This is a genomic window from Nocardioides sp. Root122, assembly GCF_001425025.1.
GTDB lineage: Bacteria > Actinomycetota > Actinomycetes > Propionibacteriales > Nocardioidaceae > Nocardioides.
Window position 1 is genome coordinate 1 of the sequence record NZ_LMDE01000004.1, and the last position, 15,112, is coordinate 15,112.

The 15,112-nt window shown below is 68.7% G+C and carries 27 protein-coding genes; 25 read left to right on the forward strand and 2 right to left on the reverse strand.

All coding sequences use genetic code 11. From position 1 onward, the window contains the following. The first annotated feature begins 137 nt into the window (after nucleotides 1-137). The gene (gene trmB, locus ASC64_RS05690; protein ID WP_056906584.1) at nucleotides 138-902 is read left to right on the forward strand and encodes a tRNA (guanosine(46)-N7)-methyltransferase TrmB; all 765 of its coding nucleotides are present in this window, start codon (nucleotides 138-140) and stop codon (nucleotides 900-902) included. Here the strand turns inward: trmB and ASC64_RS05695 are convergent. Both ASC64_RS05695 and ASC64_RS05700 read right to left on the reverse strand, forming a co-directional pair. Beyond that, nucleotides 855-1,241: a hypothetical protein gene (locus ASC64_RS05695; RefSeq protein ID WP_056906585.1), complete on the reverse strand. Its 387-nt coding sequence runs from the start codon at nucleotides 1,239-1,241 to the stop codon at nucleotides 855-857. The two genes, trmB and ASC64_RS05695, sit on opposite strands and share 48 nt — an antisense overlap. A 39-nt stretch (nucleotides 1,242-1,280) precedes the next feature. After that, the gene (locus tag ASC64_RS05700) at nucleotides 1,281-1,991 is read right to left on the reverse strand and encodes a tetratricopeptide repeat protein (protein ID WP_056906586.1); all 711 of its coding nucleotides are present in this window, start codon (nucleotides 1,989-1,991) and stop codon (nucleotides 1,281-1,283) included. Between the two features lie 53 nt (nucleotides 1,992-2,044). Here ASC64_RS05700 and ASC64_RS05705 point away from each other — a divergent pair, with 53 nt between their 5' ends. The 24 genes from ASC64_RS05705 to ASC64_RS05820 all read left to right on the forward strand — a co-directional run bounded on the left by ASC64_RS05705 (nucleotide 2,045) and on the right by ASC64_RS05820 (nucleotide 15,107). Then, a complete protein-coding gene (locus tag ASC64_RS05705; RefSeq protein WP_156385043.1) occupies nucleotides 2,045-2,839 on the forward strand; it encodes an alpha/beta hydrolase family protein in 795 nt (264 codons plus the stop codon). 376 nt (nucleotides 2,840-3,215) lie between these two features. Next, nucleotides 3,216-3,524 carry a 30S ribosomal protein S10 gene (gene rpsJ / locus ASC64_RS05710; RefSeq protein ID WP_008360994.1) on the forward strand — a complete coding sequence of 103 codons (309 nt, stop codon included), beginning with the start codon at nucleotides 3,216-3,218 and terminating at the stop codon, nucleotides 3,522-3,524. Nucleotides 3,525-3,532: 8 nt separating this feature from the next. Continuing rightward, complete coding sequence (gene rplC, locus ASC64_RS05715; protein ID WP_056906588.1) at nucleotides 3,533-4,198, forward strand: 50S ribosomal protein L3; 666 nt, start codon at nucleotides 3,533-3,535, stop codon at nucleotides 4,196-4,198. Between the two features lie 2 nt (nucleotides 4,199-4,200). Continuing rightward, a complete protein-coding gene (gene rplD, locus ASC64_RS05720; protein ID WP_056906589.1) occupies nucleotides 4,201-5,091 on the forward strand; it encodes a 50S ribosomal protein L4, sunset domain variant in 891 nt (296 codons plus the stop codon). Next, nucleotides 5,088-5,393, forward strand: a complete 306-nt coding sequence (rplW, locus tag ASC64_RS05725; protein ID WP_056906590.1) for a 50S ribosomal protein L23 — start codon at nucleotides 5,088-5,090, stop codon at nucleotides 5,391-5,393. Before rplD ends, rplW begins: the two co-directional genes overlap by 4 nt. A gap of 24 nt (nucleotides 5,394-5,417) precedes the next feature. After that, nucleotides 5,418-6,254, forward strand: a complete 837-nt coding sequence (gene rplB, locus ASC64_RS05730) for a 50S ribosomal protein L2 (RefSeq protein ID WP_056906591.1) — start codon at nucleotides 5,418-5,420, stop codon at nucleotides 6,252-6,254. A 5-nt stretch (nucleotides 6,255-6,259) separates the two neighbouring features. Then, nucleotides 6,260-6,541: a 30S ribosomal protein S19 gene (gene rpsS / locus ASC64_RS05735; RefSeq protein ID WP_056906592.1), complete on the forward strand. Its 282-nt coding sequence runs from the start codon at nucleotides 6,260-6,262 to the stop codon at nucleotides 6,539-6,541. Further along, nucleotides 6,538-6,972 carry a 50S ribosomal protein L22 gene (gene rplV / locus ASC64_RS05740; RefSeq protein WP_056906593.1) on the forward strand — a complete coding sequence of 145 codons (435 nt, stop codon included), beginning with the start codon at nucleotides 6,538-6,540 and terminating at the stop codon, nucleotides 6,970-6,972. The genes rpsS and rplV overlap by 4 nt, the downstream gene beginning before the upstream one ends. After that, the gene (rpsC, locus tag ASC64_RS05745; RefSeq protein ID WP_056906594.1) at nucleotides 6,972-7,787 is read left to right on the forward strand and encodes a 30S ribosomal protein S3; all 816 of its coding nucleotides are present in this window, start codon (nucleotides 6,972-6,974) and stop codon (nucleotides 7,785-7,787) included. Before rplV ends, rpsC begins: the two co-directional genes overlap by 1 nt. Nucleotides 7,788-7,791: 4 nt before the next feature. After that, entirely contained in the window at nucleotides 7,792-8,211 is a 420-nt protein-coding gene (gene rplP / locus ASC64_RS05750) for a 50S ribosomal protein L16 (RefSeq protein ID WP_056906595.1), read from the forward strand. Next, complete coding sequence (gene rpmC / locus ASC64_RS05755) at nucleotides 8,211-8,456, forward strand: 50S ribosomal protein L29 (protein WP_056906596.1); 246 nt, start codon at nucleotides 8,211-8,213, stop codon at nucleotides 8,454-8,456. The genes rplP and rpmC overlap by 1 nt, the downstream gene beginning before the upstream one ends. Continuing rightward, nucleotides 8,453-8,722, forward strand: coding sequence for a 30S ribosomal protein S17 (gene rpsQ, locus ASC64_RS05760; RefSeq protein ID WP_056906597.1), 270 nt, complete (start codon nucleotides 8,453-8,455; stop codon nucleotides 8,720-8,722). The genes rpmC and rpsQ overlap by 4 nt, the downstream gene beginning before the upstream one ends. Nucleotides 8,723-8,824: 102 nt before the next feature. Next, complete coding sequence (rplN, locus tag ASC64_RS05765) at nucleotides 8,825-9,193, forward strand: 50S ribosomal protein L14 (RefSeq protein ID WP_056599693.1); 369 nt, start codon at nucleotides 8,825-8,827, stop codon at nucleotides 9,191-9,193. Between the two features lie 3 nt (nucleotides 9,194-9,196). Next, on the forward strand, nucleotides 9,197-9,550 hold the full coding sequence (rplX, locus tag ASC64_RS05770) for a 50S ribosomal protein L24 (protein ID WP_056906598.1): 354 nt from the start codon (nucleotides 9,197-9,199) through the stop codon (nucleotides 9,548-9,550). Between the two features lies 1 nt (nucleotide 9,551). Next, nucleotides 9,552-10,115, forward strand: a complete 564-nt coding sequence (gene rplE, locus ASC64_RS05775) for a 50S ribosomal protein L5 (RefSeq protein ID WP_056906599.1) — start codon at nucleotides 9,552-9,554, stop codon at nucleotides 10,113-10,115. A 1-nt stretch (nucleotide 10,116) separates the two neighbouring features. Next, nucleotides 10,117-10,302 carry a type Z 30S ribosomal protein S14 gene (locus ASC64_RS05780; RefSeq protein ID WP_011757321.1) on the forward strand — a complete coding sequence of 62 codons (186 nt, stop codon included), beginning with the start codon at nucleotides 10,117-10,119 and terminating at the stop codon, nucleotides 10,300-10,302. Nucleotides 10,303-10,371: 69 nt separating this feature from the next. After that, nucleotides 10,372-10,791, forward strand: a complete 420-nt coding sequence (rpsH, locus tag ASC64_RS05785) for a 30S ribosomal protein S8 (RefSeq protein ID WP_056599706.1) — start codon at nucleotides 10,372-10,374, stop codon at nucleotides 10,789-10,791. A gap of 34 nt (nucleotides 10,792-10,825) precedes the next feature. Beyond that, complete coding sequence (gene rplF, locus ASC64_RS05790; protein WP_056906600.1) at nucleotides 10,826-11,368, forward strand: 50S ribosomal protein L6; 543 nt, start codon at nucleotides 10,826-10,828, stop codon at nucleotides 11,366-11,368. A gap of 1 nt (nucleotide 11,369) precedes the next feature. Next, nucleotides 11,370-11,753 carry a 50S ribosomal protein L18 gene (gene rplR / locus ASC64_RS05795; RefSeq protein WP_056906601.1) on the forward strand — a complete coding sequence of 128 codons (384 nt, stop codon included), beginning with the start codon at nucleotides 11,370-11,372 and terminating at the stop codon, nucleotides 11,751-11,753. A gap of 46 nt (nucleotides 11,754-11,799) precedes the next feature. Continuing rightward, complete coding sequence (rpsE, locus tag ASC64_RS05800; RefSeq protein WP_056906602.1) at nucleotides 11,800-12,420, forward strand: 30S ribosomal protein S5; 621 nt, start codon at nucleotides 11,800-11,802, stop codon at nucleotides 12,418-12,420. Further along, complete coding sequence (gene rpmD, locus ASC64_RS05805) at nucleotides 12,420-12,602, forward strand: 50S ribosomal protein L30 (RefSeq protein ID WP_056906603.1); 183 nt, start codon at nucleotides 12,420-12,422, stop codon at nucleotides 12,600-12,602. Before rpsE ends, rpmD begins: the two co-directional genes overlap by 1 nt. Before the next feature lies 1 nt (nucleotide 12,603). Next, nucleotides 12,604-13,044 (forward strand): 50S ribosomal protein L15, encoded by a 441-nt coding sequence (rplO, locus tag ASC64_RS05810; RefSeq protein WP_056906604.1) that lies wholly within the window; start codon nucleotides 12,604-12,606, stop codon nucleotides 13,042-13,044. Nucleotides 13,045-13,236: 192 nt separating this feature from the next. After that, nucleotides 13,237-14,532: a preprotein translocase subunit SecY gene (secY, locus tag ASC64_RS05815; protein ID WP_056906605.1), complete on the forward strand. Its 1,296-nt coding sequence runs from the start codon at nucleotides 13,237-13,239 to the stop codon at nucleotides 14,530-14,532. Continuing rightward, complete coding sequence (locus ASC64_RS05820; RefSeq protein WP_056906606.1) at nucleotides 14,532-15,107, forward strand: adenylate kinase; 576 nt, start codon at nucleotides 14,532-14,534, stop codon at nucleotides 15,105-15,107. The genes secY and ASC64_RS05820 overlap by 1 nt, the downstream gene beginning before the upstream one ends. Nucleotides 15,108-15,112 lie beyond the last annotated feature (5 nt).

Below are 15,112 nucleotides of genomic sequence, written 5' to 3' on the forward strand. Positions count from 1 at the left end.
CCAGCGCTTGACGATCCATAGGAGCGTCGAGCGAGCAAGCGCGACGAGCGAAGCGAGGCAGGTTGGGAGCGAGGAGGGAAGACGACGTCTTCAGGGGCGCCGAACACGCGCGAGCGGAGCGAGCGCAAAATGGCACTGTGAACGACGTCGTACGGCCTGCTCGCCCGCACCTCAAGCTGACCGAGGACGGGCGCCGCATGCGCGAGGTGCTGACGTACTCGCGTCGCGGCAGCCGGTTCACGCCGCGGCAGGCGGAGGCGTGGGCCGCCCACCACGCCGACTGGGTGATCCCCGACGAGGCCGTCGACCGCCCCGGCTTCGACCTCGCCGAGTGGTTCGGCCGGGAGGCGCCGCTGATCGTGGAGATCGGTCCTGGCATCGGCGAGGCGACGGCGGCCCTGGCGGCTGCCCGTCCCGACCACGACATCCTCGCGCTCGAGGTCTGGCGTCCCGGCATCGCCGACTCCCTCGGGCGGGTCGCGGAGGCCGGCGCCGACAACGTGCGGTTCTGCGCGGTGGACGCGGTCTGGTCGCTGGAGCACCTGGTCGCACCAGGGAGCCTGAGCGAGATCTGGACCTTCTTCCCCGACCCGTGGCGCAAGACCAAGCACCACAAGCGCCGCCTGGTGAACCCCGCCAACGCCGCGCTCGCGTCCTCGCGCCTGGTGCCCGGCGGCGCCTGGCGGCTGGCCACCGACTGGGAGCACTACGCCCAGCAGATGATCAGCGTGCTCGACGCCGAGCCGACCCTGGAGGGTGGACGGGTGGAGCGCTGGGACGAGCGCCCGATGACCCGCTTCGAGCGCAAGGGCCGCGACGTGGGCCGCGACATCACCGACCTGCTCTACCGCCGCTCAGTCGAGGGCCAGCCCCGCCTCGCGCAGGAGGTGCTCGAGCCGTAGTCGCTCGGCGTCGCGGTCGGTCCCCTCCGGCATCCCGCTCAGCGCGTTGGGCACCGCCAGGGCGCGCGCGGCCTCGCCGAGCAGGTCGTCGTACGCCATCGTGGTGCCGCGCCGGCGCGCCATCGTCGTGCCGGGAGCGGGGGCCAGCACCTGCGGACGCAGGCGGCGCAGCGACCGCGCGACGTCCTCGATCGCAGGTCCGGTCGGCCCGTCCGGGTGCGGAGCCACCCGGTCACGGACCCGACGCCAGGCCCGCTCGAGCTCGCGCTGGCACAGGAAGAGGCCGAACGCGATGCCGAGCATCAGCGTGCAGACGACGACAGCGACCACGCCGGCCATGCTCCGACGGTAGGTCCGTCGCTCGGGGGAGGCAAGGGGCTACCCGAGGAGCCCGAGCTCCTCGTCGACGTAGGGGTCGTGCTCCCCGGCGGCCTCCAGCTCCGCCTTCAGGGCACGCTGCATGGCCCGGGCCTCCTCGACCCGGCCGAGGTGGCGCAGCGACCACGCCACCATCCAGCGCGCCACCCGCATGCGCGACACGTCGCCGATGCGTCGACGTGCCTCGAGGGCGTCCTCGAAGGCGACCAGTGCCGCGGCGTGCTCACCGGCGTCGGCGTGCGCCATGCCGATGTTGTTGAGCAGGGAGGCGTCCCAGTCCCGGGCGGCGGGGTCGCTCGCGGACCGGGCTCGCTCGAGTGCGGCCTCGTGCGCCGCCATCCGGTCGGCCGGGTCGACCACCAGCGCGACCATGTGCAGCGCGTCGACCTCGAGCTCCTCGAGGCCGGCGGTGCGGGCCTCGGCCGCGGCCTCGTGGAAGAGGGGCAGCGCGGCGCCACCGTCGCCCGACGAGCGGAGCAGGCGTCCCCGTTCCAGGGCGACCCGCACCCGGGCGTCAGCGTCGGTGGGGGAGAGGCCGTCGAGGACGGCGTGCCCGTCGGCGTACTTCTCCTGGAGCCCCAGCGCGCGGGCGACCTGGGTGAGCGCCCGGCTCGCCACCGGCTCGTCCGACTCCTCGGCCAGCGCGCGGAAGCGCTGCTCGCTCCCCGCCGGGTCGTCGAAGTCCCACAGGGTGCGCAGCACGGTCGACATGCGCGAGAGCGTAGGACCTCGACCACTGCGCCCGCGCTTCCTATCCTCGTGCCGTGCGAGCGACCGGACGTGGGGGAGCGTGGGTGGCCGCGCTCGTCCTCGCGGCGACGGGCTGCTCGGCGGGGGAGCAGGAGCCGCCCCGGGGCGGTTCCGCGCCGGACCCGACCGCCGCGCTGCGCGAGCGCTGCCTCTCCGCCATCCCGGAGGACGCCGACCTCGAGGCCCTCACCCTCCCCGGCGCGAGCGGCGGGGACGTCGAGGCCGCCCGCATCGGTCCGCAGGAGAGTGCGACCGTCGCCGTCCTGCTGCCGCAGATCGGCGGCATGTGCGGCTGGGGTCGCTGGGCCCACGCCGCCGCGGAGGACGCGGGGATCACCTCCCTGCTGCTCAACCCGTGCGGCTACGGCGACACGGCGTGCACGGCGGAGGCCGACGCGGACCCGCTCAACGAGGTGGCCGCGGCGACACGGCTCGCCCGCCGGGACCTCGGGGCGGACCGCGTGGTCCTCCTCGGGACGTCGATGGGCGGCTCGTTGACGGTGATCGCCGCCGCGGCCGGCGCCGAGGTCGACGCGTGGGCGGACGTCAGCGGTCCGTCGTCGTGGGACGGTGTCGAGCTCGCCACGCTGGCCGACGACCTCCCCCGGACCGGGCTCGTGGTGATGGCGCCCAGCGACGGCAGGGCCGCCTTCGTCGACGCCCGCGCGCTCGCCCGGGCTGCTGGCGTACGCTTCCTCCCGGGCCGGTCGGGGCACGGCTGGGAGCTGCTCGTCGACCCGGTCGGCGGGTCCGTGACCCGCCTCGGACGGCGTCTGATGGCCTTCGCCACGGGTCGGCCGGGGGAGTGACCCACCCCGGAGCGGGCCGCCCGTGGTTCCGATTTGGCGTGGGCGCATCGGGTCTGTCAAGATGTTCCGGTTGCTCCGGCGGGTCGCCGGGGTGCGGCACACATCTTGACTTCTGAATCGCGTCTCCTTGATCGAGCCAGTCGTCTGCGTGCGTTGCACCGGGTCACATGGTGATCGGAGACCCGACCAGATCCGACAACCGTCGGGTGCCACCCAGAGCATCACCGCCTCCCTTCGGGGTCGTGTTGAGAGTCATCAGCGCGACACGCCCGACCGCGGGGGTCGGAGGGTGGAGGAGAAACAGGCGGCGCTCGCCCACCAGGGGCTGAGAGCCGAAACCAGACCAGGCGTACGAGATCGAAGAGGACAGGGACCTATGGCGGGACAGAAGATCCGCATCAGGCTCAAGGCCTATGACCACGAGGTGATCGACACCTCGGCGCGGAAGATCGTGGACACCGTCACCCGTACGGGTGCGAAGGTCGCCGGCCCTGTGCCGCTGCCGACCGAGAAGAACGTGTACTGCGTCATCCGTTCGCCCCACAAGTACAAGGACTCCCGCGAGCACTTCGAGATGCGCACCCACAAGCGCCTGATCGACATCATCGACCCGACGCCGAAGACCGTCGACTCGCTGATGCGTCTCGACCTGCCTGCCGGTGTCGACATCGAGATCAAGCTCTGAGGCGCGACATGGCTAAGACTTTCGAACGCAACGTGAAGGGCCTGCTGGGCACCAAGCTCGGCATGACCCAGCTCTGGGACGAGAACAACCAGGTCGTCCCCGTGACCGTGATCGCCGCGAGCACCAACGTGGTCACCCAGGTCCGCCAGCCCGAGGTGGACGGCTACAACGCCATCCAGGTCGGCTTCGGCGAGATCGAGGCCCGCAAGGTGAACTCGCCCGACGCCGGTCACTTCACCAAGGCCGGGGTCACCCCCCGCCGCCACCTCGTCGAGATCCGCACCGCGGACGCTGCCGCCTACACCGTGGGCCAGGAGCTCGGCGTCGACACCTTCGCCGCCGGCGAGGAGATCGACGTCACGGGCACCAGCAAGGGCAAGGGTTTCGCCGGTGTCATGAAGCGTCACGGCTTCCACGGTGTCTCCGCCTCGCACGGCGCGCACCGCAACCACCGCAAGCCGGGCTCCATCGGCGCCTGCGCCACCCCGGGTCGCGTGTTCAAGGGCACCCGCATGGCGGGCCGCATGGGCAACGACACGGTGACCACCCAGAACCTGACGGTGCACGCCGTCGACGCCGACAAGGGCCTGATCCTCCTGAAGGGTGCCGTTCCCGGCCCCAAGGGTGGTCTCGTGGTCCTTCGCTCGGCCGCCAAGAAGACGCAGGAGGCCTGAGCATGGCTGTCAAGACCGTCAAGGTCGACCTCCCCGCCGAGATCTTCGACGTCGAGGTCAACATCCCCCTGATCCACCAGGTCGTCGTGGCCCAGCAGGCTGCTGCGCGTCAGGGCACGCACGCCACCAAGACCCGCGGCGAGGTCCGCGGCGGTGGCCGCAAGCCCTACAAGCAGAAGGGCACCGGCCGCGCCCGTCAGGGCTCGACCCGCGCTCCGCAGTTCGCCGGCGGTGGCACCGTCCACGGCCCGCAGCCGCGCAGCTACGACCAGCGCACCCCCAAGAAGATGAAGGCCGCCGCCCTGCGCGGTGCCCTCTCCGACCGGGCCCGCAACGACCGCGTCCACGTGGTCGACGCCCTGGTGTCGGGTGACAAGCCCTCCACCAAGGCCGCACTGGCCGCGCTGACCTCGCTGACCGACCGCGTGGGCTACCTCGTGGTGCTCGAGCGCACCGATGCGATCACCTGGCTCTCGCTGCGCAACGCGCCCGAGGTCCACATCGTCGCCGTCGACCAGCTCAACACCTACGACGTGCTCAACGCCGACGACGTGGTCTTCACCCAGGGTGCCTACGACGCCTTCGTGAACGGCACCAGCGTCGGTGGCGCCTCCGCCGCCCCGGCCGCCAAGGTCGAGAAGACCTCCACGGTCGAGGAGACCCCGGCCCAGGCCGACGACTCCGCCGACGAGCCGGTCCTCCCCGAGGGCGCCAAGGCGCCGCTCAAGAGCGGCAAGAACCCGAAGGGCTACGAGGTCCTCGGCCAGCAGGCCGGCACCTACCTCGTCGAGGGCGACGCCGGCTACGACGTCACCGCCGGTGACTTCTGGTTCAAGTCCGTCGAGGACGCCGAGGCTGCCGGCCTCACCCGTGCCAAGGAGGACGACAAGTGAGCACCCTGCACAAGGACCACCGCGACATCCTGATCGCCCCGGTCGTGTCGGAGAAGAGCTACGGCCTGCTCGACGCCAACAAGTACACCTTCATCGTCCACCCGGACGCCAACAAGACCGAGATCAAGATCGCGGTCGAGAAGGTCTTCGACGTCAAGGTCACCTCGGTCAACACGATCAACCGCCAGGGCAAGACGCGTCGCACCCGCTACGGCATGGGCAAGCGTCCCAACACCAAGCGCGCGATCGTCAGCCTCGCCGAGGGTCACCGCATCGACATCTTCGGAGGTCCGGTCTCCTGACCGGGCTCCTGAATAGGAACTGATATGGCTATCCGCAAGTACAAGCCGACCACTCCGGGCCGTCGTGGCTCGTCCGTGGCCGACTTCGTCGAGATCACCCGGACCACGCCGGAGAAGTCGCTGACGCGCCCGCTGCCCAAGAAGGGCGGCCGCAACAACCAGGGACGCATCACCACGCGTCACCAGGGTGGCGGTCACAAGCGCGCCTACCGCGTCATCGACTTCCGTCGCTACGACAAGGACGGCGTGCCGGCCAAGGTCGCTCACATCGAGTACGACCCCAACCGCACCGCTCGCATCGCGCTGCTGCACTACGCCGACGGCGAGAAGCGCTACATCGTCGCGCCGAAGGACCTGACCCAGGGCACCGCCGTGGAGTCCGGCCCCAACGCCGACATCAAGCCCGGCAACAACCTGCCGCTGCGCAACATCCCGGTCGGTACGACCATCCACTGCGTGGAGCTGCGTCCCGGCGGCGGGGCGAAGCTCGCCCGGTCCGCCGGCAACTCCGCCCAGCTGGTCGCCCGTGAGGGCAGCCGCGCCACGCTGCGCCTGCCGTCGGGCGAGATGCGCTTCGTCGACGTGCGCTGCCGCGCCACCGTCGGCGAGGTCGGCAACGCCGAGCAGTCGAACATCAACTGGGGCAAGGCCGGCCGCATGCGCTGGAAGGGCAAGCGCCCGACCGTCCGCGGTGTCGTCATGAACCCGGTGGACCACCCGCACGGTGGTGGTGAGGGCAAGACCTCCGGTGGTCGCCACCCGGTCTCCCCCTGGGGCAAGCCCGAGGGCCGTACGCGCAAGCGCAAGGCCAGCGACTCCCAGATCATCCGTCGTCGCAAGTCCGGCAAGGGTAGGAAGTAACCGACATGCCTCGTAGCCTCAAGAAGGGCCCCTTCGTGGACGGCCACCTCCAGAAGAAGGTGGACGCCGAGAACGAGAAGGGCTCGCACAACGTCATCAAGACCTGGTCCCGCCGGTCGATGATCGTGCCCGACATGATCGGCCACACCATCGCCGTGCACGACGGTCGCAAGCACGTCCCCGTCTTCGTGACCGACTCGATGGTCGGCCACAAGCTCGGGGAGTTCGCCCCGACCCGCACCTACCGCGGGCACGTGAAGGAAGACCGGAAGGGACGCCGTCGATGAGCACCACCGAGCGCAGCCGCACCAGTGCGCGCCGCGAGTCGCTGCTCGGCGACCAGCCGGGCGCGTTCGCCAGCGCACGCTACGTGCGGATCACCCCGATGAAGGCCCGCCGTGTCGTCGACATGGTCCGCGGCCTCCAGGTCGACGAGGCCCTGACCCTGCTGCAGTTCGCGCCGCAGGCCGCCTCCGAGACCGTCTACAAGGTGCTGGAGAGCGCCGTCGCCAACGCCGAGACCACCGAGGGGCTCAACCGGGCCGACCTGGTGCTCAGCGTCGCGATGGTCGACGAGGGTCCCACGATGAAGCGCTGGCGCCCGCGTGCCCAGGGCCGCGCGACCCGTATCAACAAGCGCACCAGCCACATCACCCTCGCGGTGCAGCCGGCCGACGCGCTGACCACCAAGCAGGGCAAGAACGGAAAGGGTGCCTGATGGGCCAGAAGATCAACCCGAACGGCTTCCGCCTGGGCATCTCCACCGACCACAAGAGCCGTTGGTACGCCGACAAGCTCTACAAGTCGTACGTCGGTGAGGACGTCGCCATCCGCAAGCTGCTCTCCAAGGGCATGGAGCGGGCTGGCATCTCCAAGGTGGAGATCGAGCGCACCCGTGACCGCGTCCGTGTGGACATCCACACCGCGCGTCCCGGCATCGTCATCGGTCGCCGCGGCGCCGAGGCCGACCGCATCCGCGGCGAGCTCGAGAAGCTCACCGGCAAGCAGGTGCAGCTGAACATCCTCGAGGTCAAGAACCCCGAGATCGACGCGCAGCTGGTCGCCCAGGGCGTCGCCGAGCAGCTCTCGGGCCGCGTGCAGTTCCGCCGCGCGATGCGCAAGGCGATGCAGACCTCGATGCGCTCGGGTGCCAAGGGCATCCGGATCCAGTGCTCGGGTCGTCTCAACGGCGCCGAGATGTCGCGCACGGAGTTCTACCGCGAGGGCCGCGTGCCCCTGCACACGCTCCGCGCCGACATCGACTACGGCTTCTACGAGGCCCGCACGACCTTCGGTCGCATCGGCGTGAAGGTCTGGATCTACAAGGGCGAGGTCGCCGGCACCCGTGCCGAGCGCCAGGCCCAGCAGGCTGCCCGCGCCGGTGCTCCCGGTCGCGGCGGTCGTCCCAACACCCGTGGCGGTGACCGTCCGAGCCGTGGCTCGCGCGGCGACCGCGCTCCTCGCACCGAGGGCGCTGAGACTTCAGCGGCTCCGGTTGCCGAGGCGGCACCGAGCACCGGACAGGAGGCCTGACCTCATGTTGATGCCCCGTCGCGTCAAGCACCGCAAGCAGCACCACCCCAAGCGCCGTGGTACTGCGAAGGGCGGCACCTCGCTGGCCTTCGGTGACTTCGGCATCCAGGCGGTCGAGGGTCACTACGTGACCAACCGACAGATCGAGTCGGCCCGTATCGCCATGACCCGTCACATCAAGCGTGGTGGAAAGGTGTGGATCAACATCTACCCCGACCGTCCGCTGACCAAGAAGCCGGCCGAGACCCGCATGGGTTCCGGCAAGGGCTCCCCCGAGTGGTGGGTGGCCAACGTCAAGCCCGGCCGCGTCATGTTCGAACTCTCCGGTGTCGACGAGGTGACTGCTCGTGAGGCCATGCGCCGCGCGATGCACAAGCTCCCGATGAAGTGCCGGTTCATCTCCCGTGAGGCCGGTGAATTCTGATGGCTACCAAGCTGAACGCCCACGAGCTCGACGAGCTCAACGCCACCGACCTGGAGGCGAAGCTCCGCGAGGCCAAGGAGGAGCTGTTCAACCTCCGATTCCAGGCGGCCACCGGCCAGCTGGACAGCCACGGCCGGCTCCGCACGGTCAAGAAGGACATCGCCCGTATCTACACGGTCGTCCGCGAGCGCGAGCTCGGGATCCGCAGCACCCCGGGCGCGAACAACGAAGAGGCGAAGGCATGAGCGAGAACGCAGTCGAGCGCAACCAGCGCAAGGTCCGTGAGGGCCTCGTCGTGAGCGACAAGATGGACAAGACCATCGTCGTCGCTGTCGAGGACCGCGTGAAGCACGCCCTCTACGGCAAGGTGCTGCGCAAGACCTCGCGCCTGAAGGCGCACGACGAGACCAACCAGTGCGGCATCGGCGACCGGGTCCTGATCATGGAGACCCGTCCGCTGTCCGCCACGAAGCGCTGGCGGCTCATCGAGGTCCTCGAGAAGGCCAAGTGACCTGAGGCCCATCGGCCTCGAGCTCCATTTCCACACATCAGTTCGGCCAGGCTCGCTCTCCGCTGAGAGGGCGAGAACCAGCTCGACAACCAGGAGAAACCAATGATCCAGCAGGAGTCGCGACTCAAGGTCGCCGACAACACCGGTGCGAAGGAGATCCTCTGCATCCGTGTTCTCGGTGGCTCTGGCCGTCGCTACGCCGGCATCGGTGACGTCATCGTCGCCACCGTCAAGGACGCGATCCCCGGTGGCAACGTCAAGAAGGGCGACGTCGTCAAGGCCGTGGTCGTGCGCACCGTCAAGGAGCGTCGCCGCGCCGACGGTTCCTACATCCGCTTCGACGAGAACGCCGCCGTCATCCTCAAGAACGACGGCGAGCCGCGTGGCACCCGCATCTTCGGCCCTGTCGGCCGCGAGCTGCGCGAGAAGCGCTTCATGAAGATCATCTCGCTCGCGCCGGAGGTGCTCTGAGACATGACGAAGAACATGAACATCAAGAAGGGTGACACCGTCAAGGTGATCGCCGGCAAGGACAAGGGTGCCCAGGGCAAGGTCATCTCGGTGCTCCGCGAGGAGGACCGCGTGATCGTCGAGGGTGTCAACCTCGTCAAGCGCCACACCAAGTCCGTGCAGCAGACCAACACCACCGGCGGCATCATCACCCGCGAGGCGCCCATCCACGTCTCCAACGTGATGCTCGTCGAGGACGACGGCGTCACCCGCGTCGGCTTCCGCCGCGACGAGGTCACCAAGCGCCGTCCCGACGGCTCGACCTACGCCGCCAGCCGCTCGGTCCGCGTGTCCCGCAAGACCGGCAAGGAGATCTGAGATGGCTGAGACCACCACCGAGATTCCGCGTCTGAAGGCGCGCTACCGCGAGGAGATCGTCCCCGCGCTGCGCACCGAGTTCGAGATCGCCAACATCATGCAGGTCCCCGGCCTGGTGAAGATCGTGGTCAACATGGGCGTCGGTGAGGCTGCTCGCGACTCCAAGCTGATCGAGGGCGCGATCCGCGACCTCACCGCGATCACCGGTCAGAAGCCGGCCGTCACGAAGGCCCGCAAGTCCATCGCGCAGTTCAAGCTGCGCGAGGGCATGCCGATCGGCGCGCACGTCACGCTGCGCGGTGACCGCATGTGGGAGTTCCTGGACCGCCTGCTGTCGCTGGCGCTGCCCCGCATCCGTGACTTCCGCGGCCTCTCGCCCAAGCAGTTCGACGGTCGCGGCAACTACACCTTCGGTCTCACCGAGCAGGTCATGTTCCACGAGATCAACCAGGACCGGATCGACCGGTCGCGCGGTATGGACATCACCGTCGTGACCACCGCCACCAACGACGACGAGGGTCGGGCGCTGCTCAAGCAGCTCGGCTTCCCGTTCAAGGAGAACTGACATGGCGAAGACTGCGCTCAAGGTCAAGGCCGCCCGCAAGCCGAAGTTCGCTGTCCGCGGCTACACCCGCTGCCAGCGCTGCGGTCGCCCCAAGGCCGTCTACCGCAAGTTCGGCCTGTGCCGCATCTGCCTGCGGGAGATGGCCCACCGCGGCGAGCTGCCCGGCGTCACCAAGTCCTCCTGGTAATCACCTCACACACGTTGAAGGTCCCCAGGCCGTGTGCCTGAGGAAACCACGACGAGAAAGAACCACATCATGACGATGACTGACCCGATCGCAGACATGCTCACGCGTCTGCGCAACGCCAACCAGGCGTACCACGACGTGGTGTCGATGCCTTACAGCAAGATGAAGGCCGGCCTCGCGGAGATCCTCAAGCAGGAGGGCTACATCACCTCCTACGACGTCGCCGACAACGTCGACGCCGAGGGCGAGCCCGCCGTCGGCAAGACGCTGACCGTGACGCTGAAGTACGGCCGCAACCGGGAGCGCTCGATCGCCGGCGTGCGCCGCATCAGCAAGCCCGGCCTGCGTGTCTACGCCAAGAGCACCAACCTGCCCAAGGTCCTCGGTGGACTCGGCGTCGCGATCATCTCGACGTCGCAGGGACTGTTGACCGACCGTCAGGCGAACCAGAAGGGCGTGGGCGGCGAAGTCCTCGCCTACGTCTGGTGACCCGGACCTACTGAGACCAGGAAGAGAGAGAAGCATGTCGCGCATTGGCAAGCTCCCCATCGCGGTCCCGTCCGGTGTCGACGTCGCGATCGACCAGTCGCTGGTGACCGTCAAGGGCCCCAAGGGCACCCTGTCGCACACCATCGCCGCGCCGATCACGGTCGCCAAGGGCGAGGACGGCATCCTCGAGGTGCAGCGTCCCAACGACGAGCGTGAGAGCCGCTCGCTCCACGGCCTGACCCGCACCCTCATCAACAACATGGTGGTGGGTGTCACCGAGGGCTACGAGAAGAAGCTCGAGATCGTGGGCGTGGGTTACCGCGTCCTGCCGAAGGGGCCGACCCAGCTGGAGTTCCAGCTCGGCTACTCGCACCCGATCATCTTCGACGCCCCGGAGGGCATCACCTTCACCGTCGAGGGCCCCACCAAGCTCGGTGTCGTCGGCATCGACAAGCAGCTGGTCGGCGAGGTTGCGGCCAAGATCCGCAAGCTGCGCAAGCCCGAGCCCTACAAGGGCAAGGGTGTTCGTTACGCCGGCGAGCACATCCGCCGCAAGGTCGGAAAGGCCGGTAAGTGACATGGCGATCTCGCTGAGCAACAACAAGCACACCGCGAACCGCGTCCGTGCGCGCCTGCGTCGTCAGGCGCGTGGCCGCAAGCGGATCCACGGCACTGCCGAGCGTCCGCGCCTGGTCGTGACCAAGTCGGCCAAGCACCTCTCGGTGCAGGTCGTCGACGACCTGCAGGGCGCCACGCTGGCCTACGCCTCCACCATGGAGGCCGACGTCCGTGGCACCGACGGTGACAAGACCGCCAAGGCCAAGCGCGTCGGCGAGCTCGTCGCCGAGCGGGCCAAGGCTGCGGGCATCGAGGACGTCGTCTTCGACCGCGCCGGCAACAAGTACCACGGTCGCATCGCGGCCCTCGCCGATGCCGCCCGCGAGGGCGGATTGTCCTTCTGATCGCCTCACGCGACCAGAGAGAGAACTTAGATATGGAGCACATCTCATGAGCGGAGCCCAGCGCGGACAGCGCAGCGGTGGCTCGGGCGACCGTCGCGGACGCGACAACGGTCGTGGCCAGGCCGAGAAGTCTGTCTACATCGAGCGAGTCGTGGCGATCAACCGAGTCGCCAAGGTCGTGAAGGGTGGTCGTCGCTTCAGCTTCACCGCCCTCGTGATCGTCGGTGACGGCGACGGCCTGGTCGGCGTCGGCTACGGCAAGGCCAAGGAAGTCCCCGCGGCGATCGCCAAGGGTGTCGAGGAGGCCAAGAAGCACTTCTTCAAGGTCCCCCGCATTCAGGGCACCATCCCGCACCCGGTCCAGGGCGAGAAGGCCGCGGGCGTCGTCCTGCTGCGTCCCGCCGCTCCCGGTACCGGCGTCATCGCCGGTGGCCCGGTGCGCGCCGTGCTCGAGTGCGCCGGCATCCACGACGTGCTGAGCAAGTCGCTCGGCTCGTCCAACCAGATCAACATCGTCCACGCGACCGTCGAGGCGCTGCGGATGCTCGAGGAGCCCGAGGCCGTGGCTGCTCGCCGCGGCATGCGCGTCGAGGACGTCACCCCGGCCGCGCTGCTGAAGGCGCGCGCCGAGGGCCAGCTCGAGGCGACGGCGGGGGTGCAGCAGTAATGGCACAGCTCAAGGTCCAGCAGAAGCGCGGCCTGGTCGGCATCAAGGCCAACCAGCGCGAGACGCTTCGTTCCCTCGGTCTGAAGCGGATCGGCGACGTCGTCGTGAAGGAAGACCGCCCGGAGATCCGGGGCATGATCAACACTGTCCGTCACCTGGTGACGTTCGAGGAGGTGGAGTGACATGACGCTCAAGCTGCACCACTTGCGTCCCGCTCCGGGTGCCAAGACCGCCAAGACCCGTGTGGGTCGCGGTGAGGGCTCCAAGGGCAAGACCGCCGGCCGCGGTACCAAGGGCACCAAGGCGCGCTACCAGGTCCCGGCTGCCTTCGAGGGTGGCCAGATGCCGATCCACATGCGCCTGCCCAAGCTGAAGGGCTTCAAGAACCCCTTCCGCGTGGAGTTCCAGGTCGTGAACCTCGACCGCCTCGGGGAGCTCTTCCCCGAGGGTGGCGCCGTGACCGTCGCCGACCTCGTCGCCAAGGGCGCGGTCCGCAAGGGCCAGCCCGTCAAGGTGCTGGGCCAGGGCGACATCTCGGTCCCGGTCCAGGTCAGCGTCGACGCGTTCTCGGCCTCCGCCAAGGAGAAGATCGAGGCCGCAGGCGGCACCGCGACCGTGGCGTGACGCCGCACACTCGCATCATCCGGTGAAGGCCTGGCCGCACAGTGGGAACTGTCGGCCGGGCCTTCGTCGTTAGCGGGGGAGCGGGTCGCTCCAACGACTTGTTAGGCTTCCCCGGGCCCTCCGCCGTACGACGGTGAGGGTCCCTCGTCCGCCCGCCCCACCAGGCCGGGCACCCTTACGAAAGAGGAACCAGTGCTAGGCGCCTTCGCCAACGCTTTCCGGACTCCGGACCTGCGGCGCAAGCTGCTGTTCGTCCTGCTGATCGTGACGATCTTCCGGCTCGGCTCTCAGGTGCCCACCCCGGGTGTCCACGTGGCCAACGTCCAGGCCTGCATCAGCGACCTGGAGGAGGGCGGGCTCTACAGCCTGATCAACCTCTTCTCGGGTGGTGCGCTGCTCCAGCTCACCATCTTCGCGCTGGGGATCATGCCCTACATCACGGCCTCCATCATCCTGCAGCTGCTCGTCGTGGTGATCCCGCGGCTCGAGGCTCTGAAGAAGGAGGGCCAGGCCGGCCAGGCGAAGATCACCCAGTACACCCGCTACCTCACGCTGGGCCTCGCGGTCCTGCAGGCCACCGGCATCGTGGCCCTGGCGCGCAACAAGGCCCTGCTGCAGGGCTGTGACCGCGACCTGCTGCACGACGACGGCACGATGACCTTCCTGGTCATGGTCATCACCATGACCGCCGGCACCGCGGTCATCATGTGGCTCGGCGAGCTCATCACCGACCGCGGCATCGGCAACGGCATGTCGATCCTCATCTTCACCCAGGTCGTCGCCACCTTCCCGGCGTCGCTGTGGAGCGTCCAGACCTCCAAGGGCTGGGTCGTGTTCAGCATCGTGATGATCATCGGACTGGTCCTGGTCGCAGCCGTCATCTTCATCGAGCAGGCGCAGCGCCGCATCCCGGTGCAGTACGCCAGGCGCATGGTCGGCCGCAAGATGTTCGGCGGAAACTCGACCTACATCCCGCTCAAGGTCAACCAGGCCGGCATCATCCCGGTCATCTTCGCCTCGTCGCTGCTCTACCTGCCCGCGATGGCCGTGCAGTTCAACCCGGACAGCAAGAACCCGGTCCTGGACTTCATCGGCACCTACCTCGTCGGTGGCGATCACCCGCTCTACATGCTCATGTACTTCCTGCTGATCATCTTCTTCACGTACTTCTACGTCTCGATCACCTTCAACCCAGTCGAGGTGGCGGACAACATGAAGAAGTACGGCGGCTTCATCCCCGGGATCCGGGCGGGCAAGCCGACCGAGGACTACCTGTCCTACGTCCTGTCCCGCATCACGTTCCCTGGAGCTCTCTACCTCGGCCTGATCTCGTTGGTGCCGCTCATCGCGTTCGCGATGATCCAGGCCAACCAGAACTTCCCGTTCGGCGGCACGTCGATCCTCATCATGGTGGGTGTCGCGCTCGACACGGTGAAGCAGATCGAGAGCCAGCTCCAGCAGCGCAACTACGAAGGATTCCTGCGTTAATGAGACTCATCCTCATGGGCCCGCCGGGGGCGGGCAAAGGCACCCAGGCCCGGTTCGTCGCCGACCACTTCGGCGTGCCGGCCATCTCGACCGGTGACATCTTCCGCGCCAACGTCTCCCAGGGCACCCCGCTCGGTGTCGAGGCCAAGCGCTTCATGGACGCCGGCGAGTACGTCCCGGACGAGGTCACCAACCACATGGTGCGCAACCGGATCGACGAGCCCGACGCCGCGCCGGGCTTCCTGCTCGACGGCTACCCGCGCACCCTGGCCCAGGTCACCGAGCTCGACGGGATGATCGGGTTCACCGGGCACCAGCTCGACGCAGTGGTCGTGCTGACCGTCGACCCCGAGGAGCTCGTCCAGCGCCTGCTCCAGCGCGCGCAGACCGACGGCCGCGCCGACGACACCGAGGACGTCATCCGGCGCCGCCAGGAGGTCTACGCCGAGCAGACCGAGCCGCTCATCGGGGTCTACCGCGAGCGGGGCATCCTCATCGAGGTCGACGGGATGGGCGAGGTCGACGAGGTGACGGCCCGCATCTTCGCCGCGCTCGACGAGATCCCGCAGAGCTGAGCGGC

What these genes read in the sequence shown, in the direction of transcription:
- rpsQ (WP_056906597.1), top strand. Translation starts at nt 8,453, where the DNA reads ATGAGCGAGAACGCAGTCGAGCGCAACCAGCGCAAGGTCCGTGAGGGC.
- rpsE (WP_056906602.1), top strand. Translation starts at nt 11,800, where the DNA reads ATGAGCGGAGCCCAGCGCGGACAGCGCAGCGGTGGCTCGGGCGACCGT.
- rpsH (WP_056599706.1), top strand. Translation starts at nt 10,372, where the DNA reads ATGACGATGACTGACCCGATCGCAGACATGCTCACGCGTCTGCGCAAC.
- rplP (WP_056906595.1), top strand. Translation starts at nt 7,792, where the DNA reads ATGTTGATGCCCCGTCGCGTCAAGCACCGCAAGCAGCACCACCCCAAG.
- rplX (WP_056906598.1), top strand. Translation starts at nt 9,197, where the DNA reads ATGACGAAGAACATGAACATCAAGAAGGGTGACACCGTCAAGGTGATC.
- ASC64_RS05780 (WP_011757321.1), top strand. Translation starts at nt 10,117, where the DNA reads ATGGCGAAGACTGCGCTCAAGGTCAAGGCCGCCCGCAAGCCGAAGTTC.
- rplV (WP_056906593.1), top strand. Translation starts at nt 6,538, where the DNA reads ATGAGCACCACCGAGCGCAGCCGCACCAGTGCGCGCCGCGAGTCGCTG.
- rplO (WP_056906604.1), top strand. Translation starts at nt 12,604, where the DNA reads ATGACGCTCAAGCTGCACCACTTGCGTCCCGCTCCGGGTGCCAAGACC.
- rpmC (WP_056906596.1), top strand. Translation starts at nt 8,211, where the DNA reads ATGGCTACCAAGCTGAACGCCCACGAGCTCGACGAGCTCAACGCCACC.
- ASC64_RS05695 (WP_056906585.1), bottom strand. Translation starts at nt 1,241, where the DNA reads ATGGCCGGCGTGGTCGCTGTCGTCGTCTGCACGCTGATGCTCGGCATC.
- rplR (WP_056906601.1), top strand. Translation starts at nt 11,370, where the DNA reads ATGGCGATCTCGCTGAGCAACAACAAGCACACCGCGAACCGCGTCCGT.
- rplE (WP_056906599.1), top strand. Translation starts at nt 9,552, where the DNA reads ATGGCTGAGACCACCACCGAGATTCCGCGTCTGAAGGCGCGCTACCGC.
- rpsJ (WP_008360994.1), top strand. Translation starts at nt 3,216, where the DNA reads ATGGCGGGACAGAAGATCCGCATCAGGCTCAAGGCCTATGACCACGAG.
- rplB (WP_056906591.1), top strand. Translation starts at nt 5,418, where the DNA reads ATGGCTATCCGCAAGTACAAGCCGACCACTCCGGGCCGTCGTGGCTCG.
- rpsS (WP_056906592.1), top strand. Translation starts at nt 6,260, where the DNA reads ATGCCTCGTAGCCTCAAGAAGGGCCCCTTCGTGGACGGCCACCTCCAG.
- rpsC (WP_056906594.1), top strand. Translation starts at nt 6,972, where the DNA reads ATGGGCCAGAAGATCAACCCGAACGGCTTCCGCCTGGGCATCTCCACC.
- rpmD (WP_056906603.1), top strand. Translation starts at nt 12,420, where the DNA reads ATGGCACAGCTCAAGGTCCAGCAGAAGCGCGGCCTGGTCGGCATCAAG.
- rplC (WP_056906588.1), top strand. Translation starts at nt 3,533, where the DNA reads ATGGCTAAGACTTTCGAACGCAACGTGAAGGGCCTGCTGGGCACCAAG.
- ASC64_RS05700 (WP_056906586.1), bottom strand. Translation starts at nt 1,991, where the DNA reads ATGTCGACCGTGCTGCGCACCCTGTGGGACTTCGACGACCCGGCGGGG.
- rplN (WP_056599693.1), top strand. Translation starts at nt 8,825, where the DNA reads ATGATCCAGCAGGAGTCGCGACTCAAGGTCGCCGACAACACCGGTGCG.
- rplD (WP_056906589.1), top strand. Translation starts at nt 4,201, where the DNA reads ATGGCTGTCAAGACCGTCAAGGTCGACCTCCCCGCCGAGATCTTCGAC.
- ASC64_RS05820 (WP_056906606.1), top strand. Translation starts at nt 14,532, where the DNA reads ATGAGACTCATCCTCATGGGCCCGCCGGGGGCGGGCAAAGGCACCCAG.
- rplF (WP_056906600.1), top strand. Translation starts at nt 10,826, where the DNA reads ATGTCGCGCATTGGCAAGCTCCCCATCGCGGTCCCGTCCGGTGTCGAC.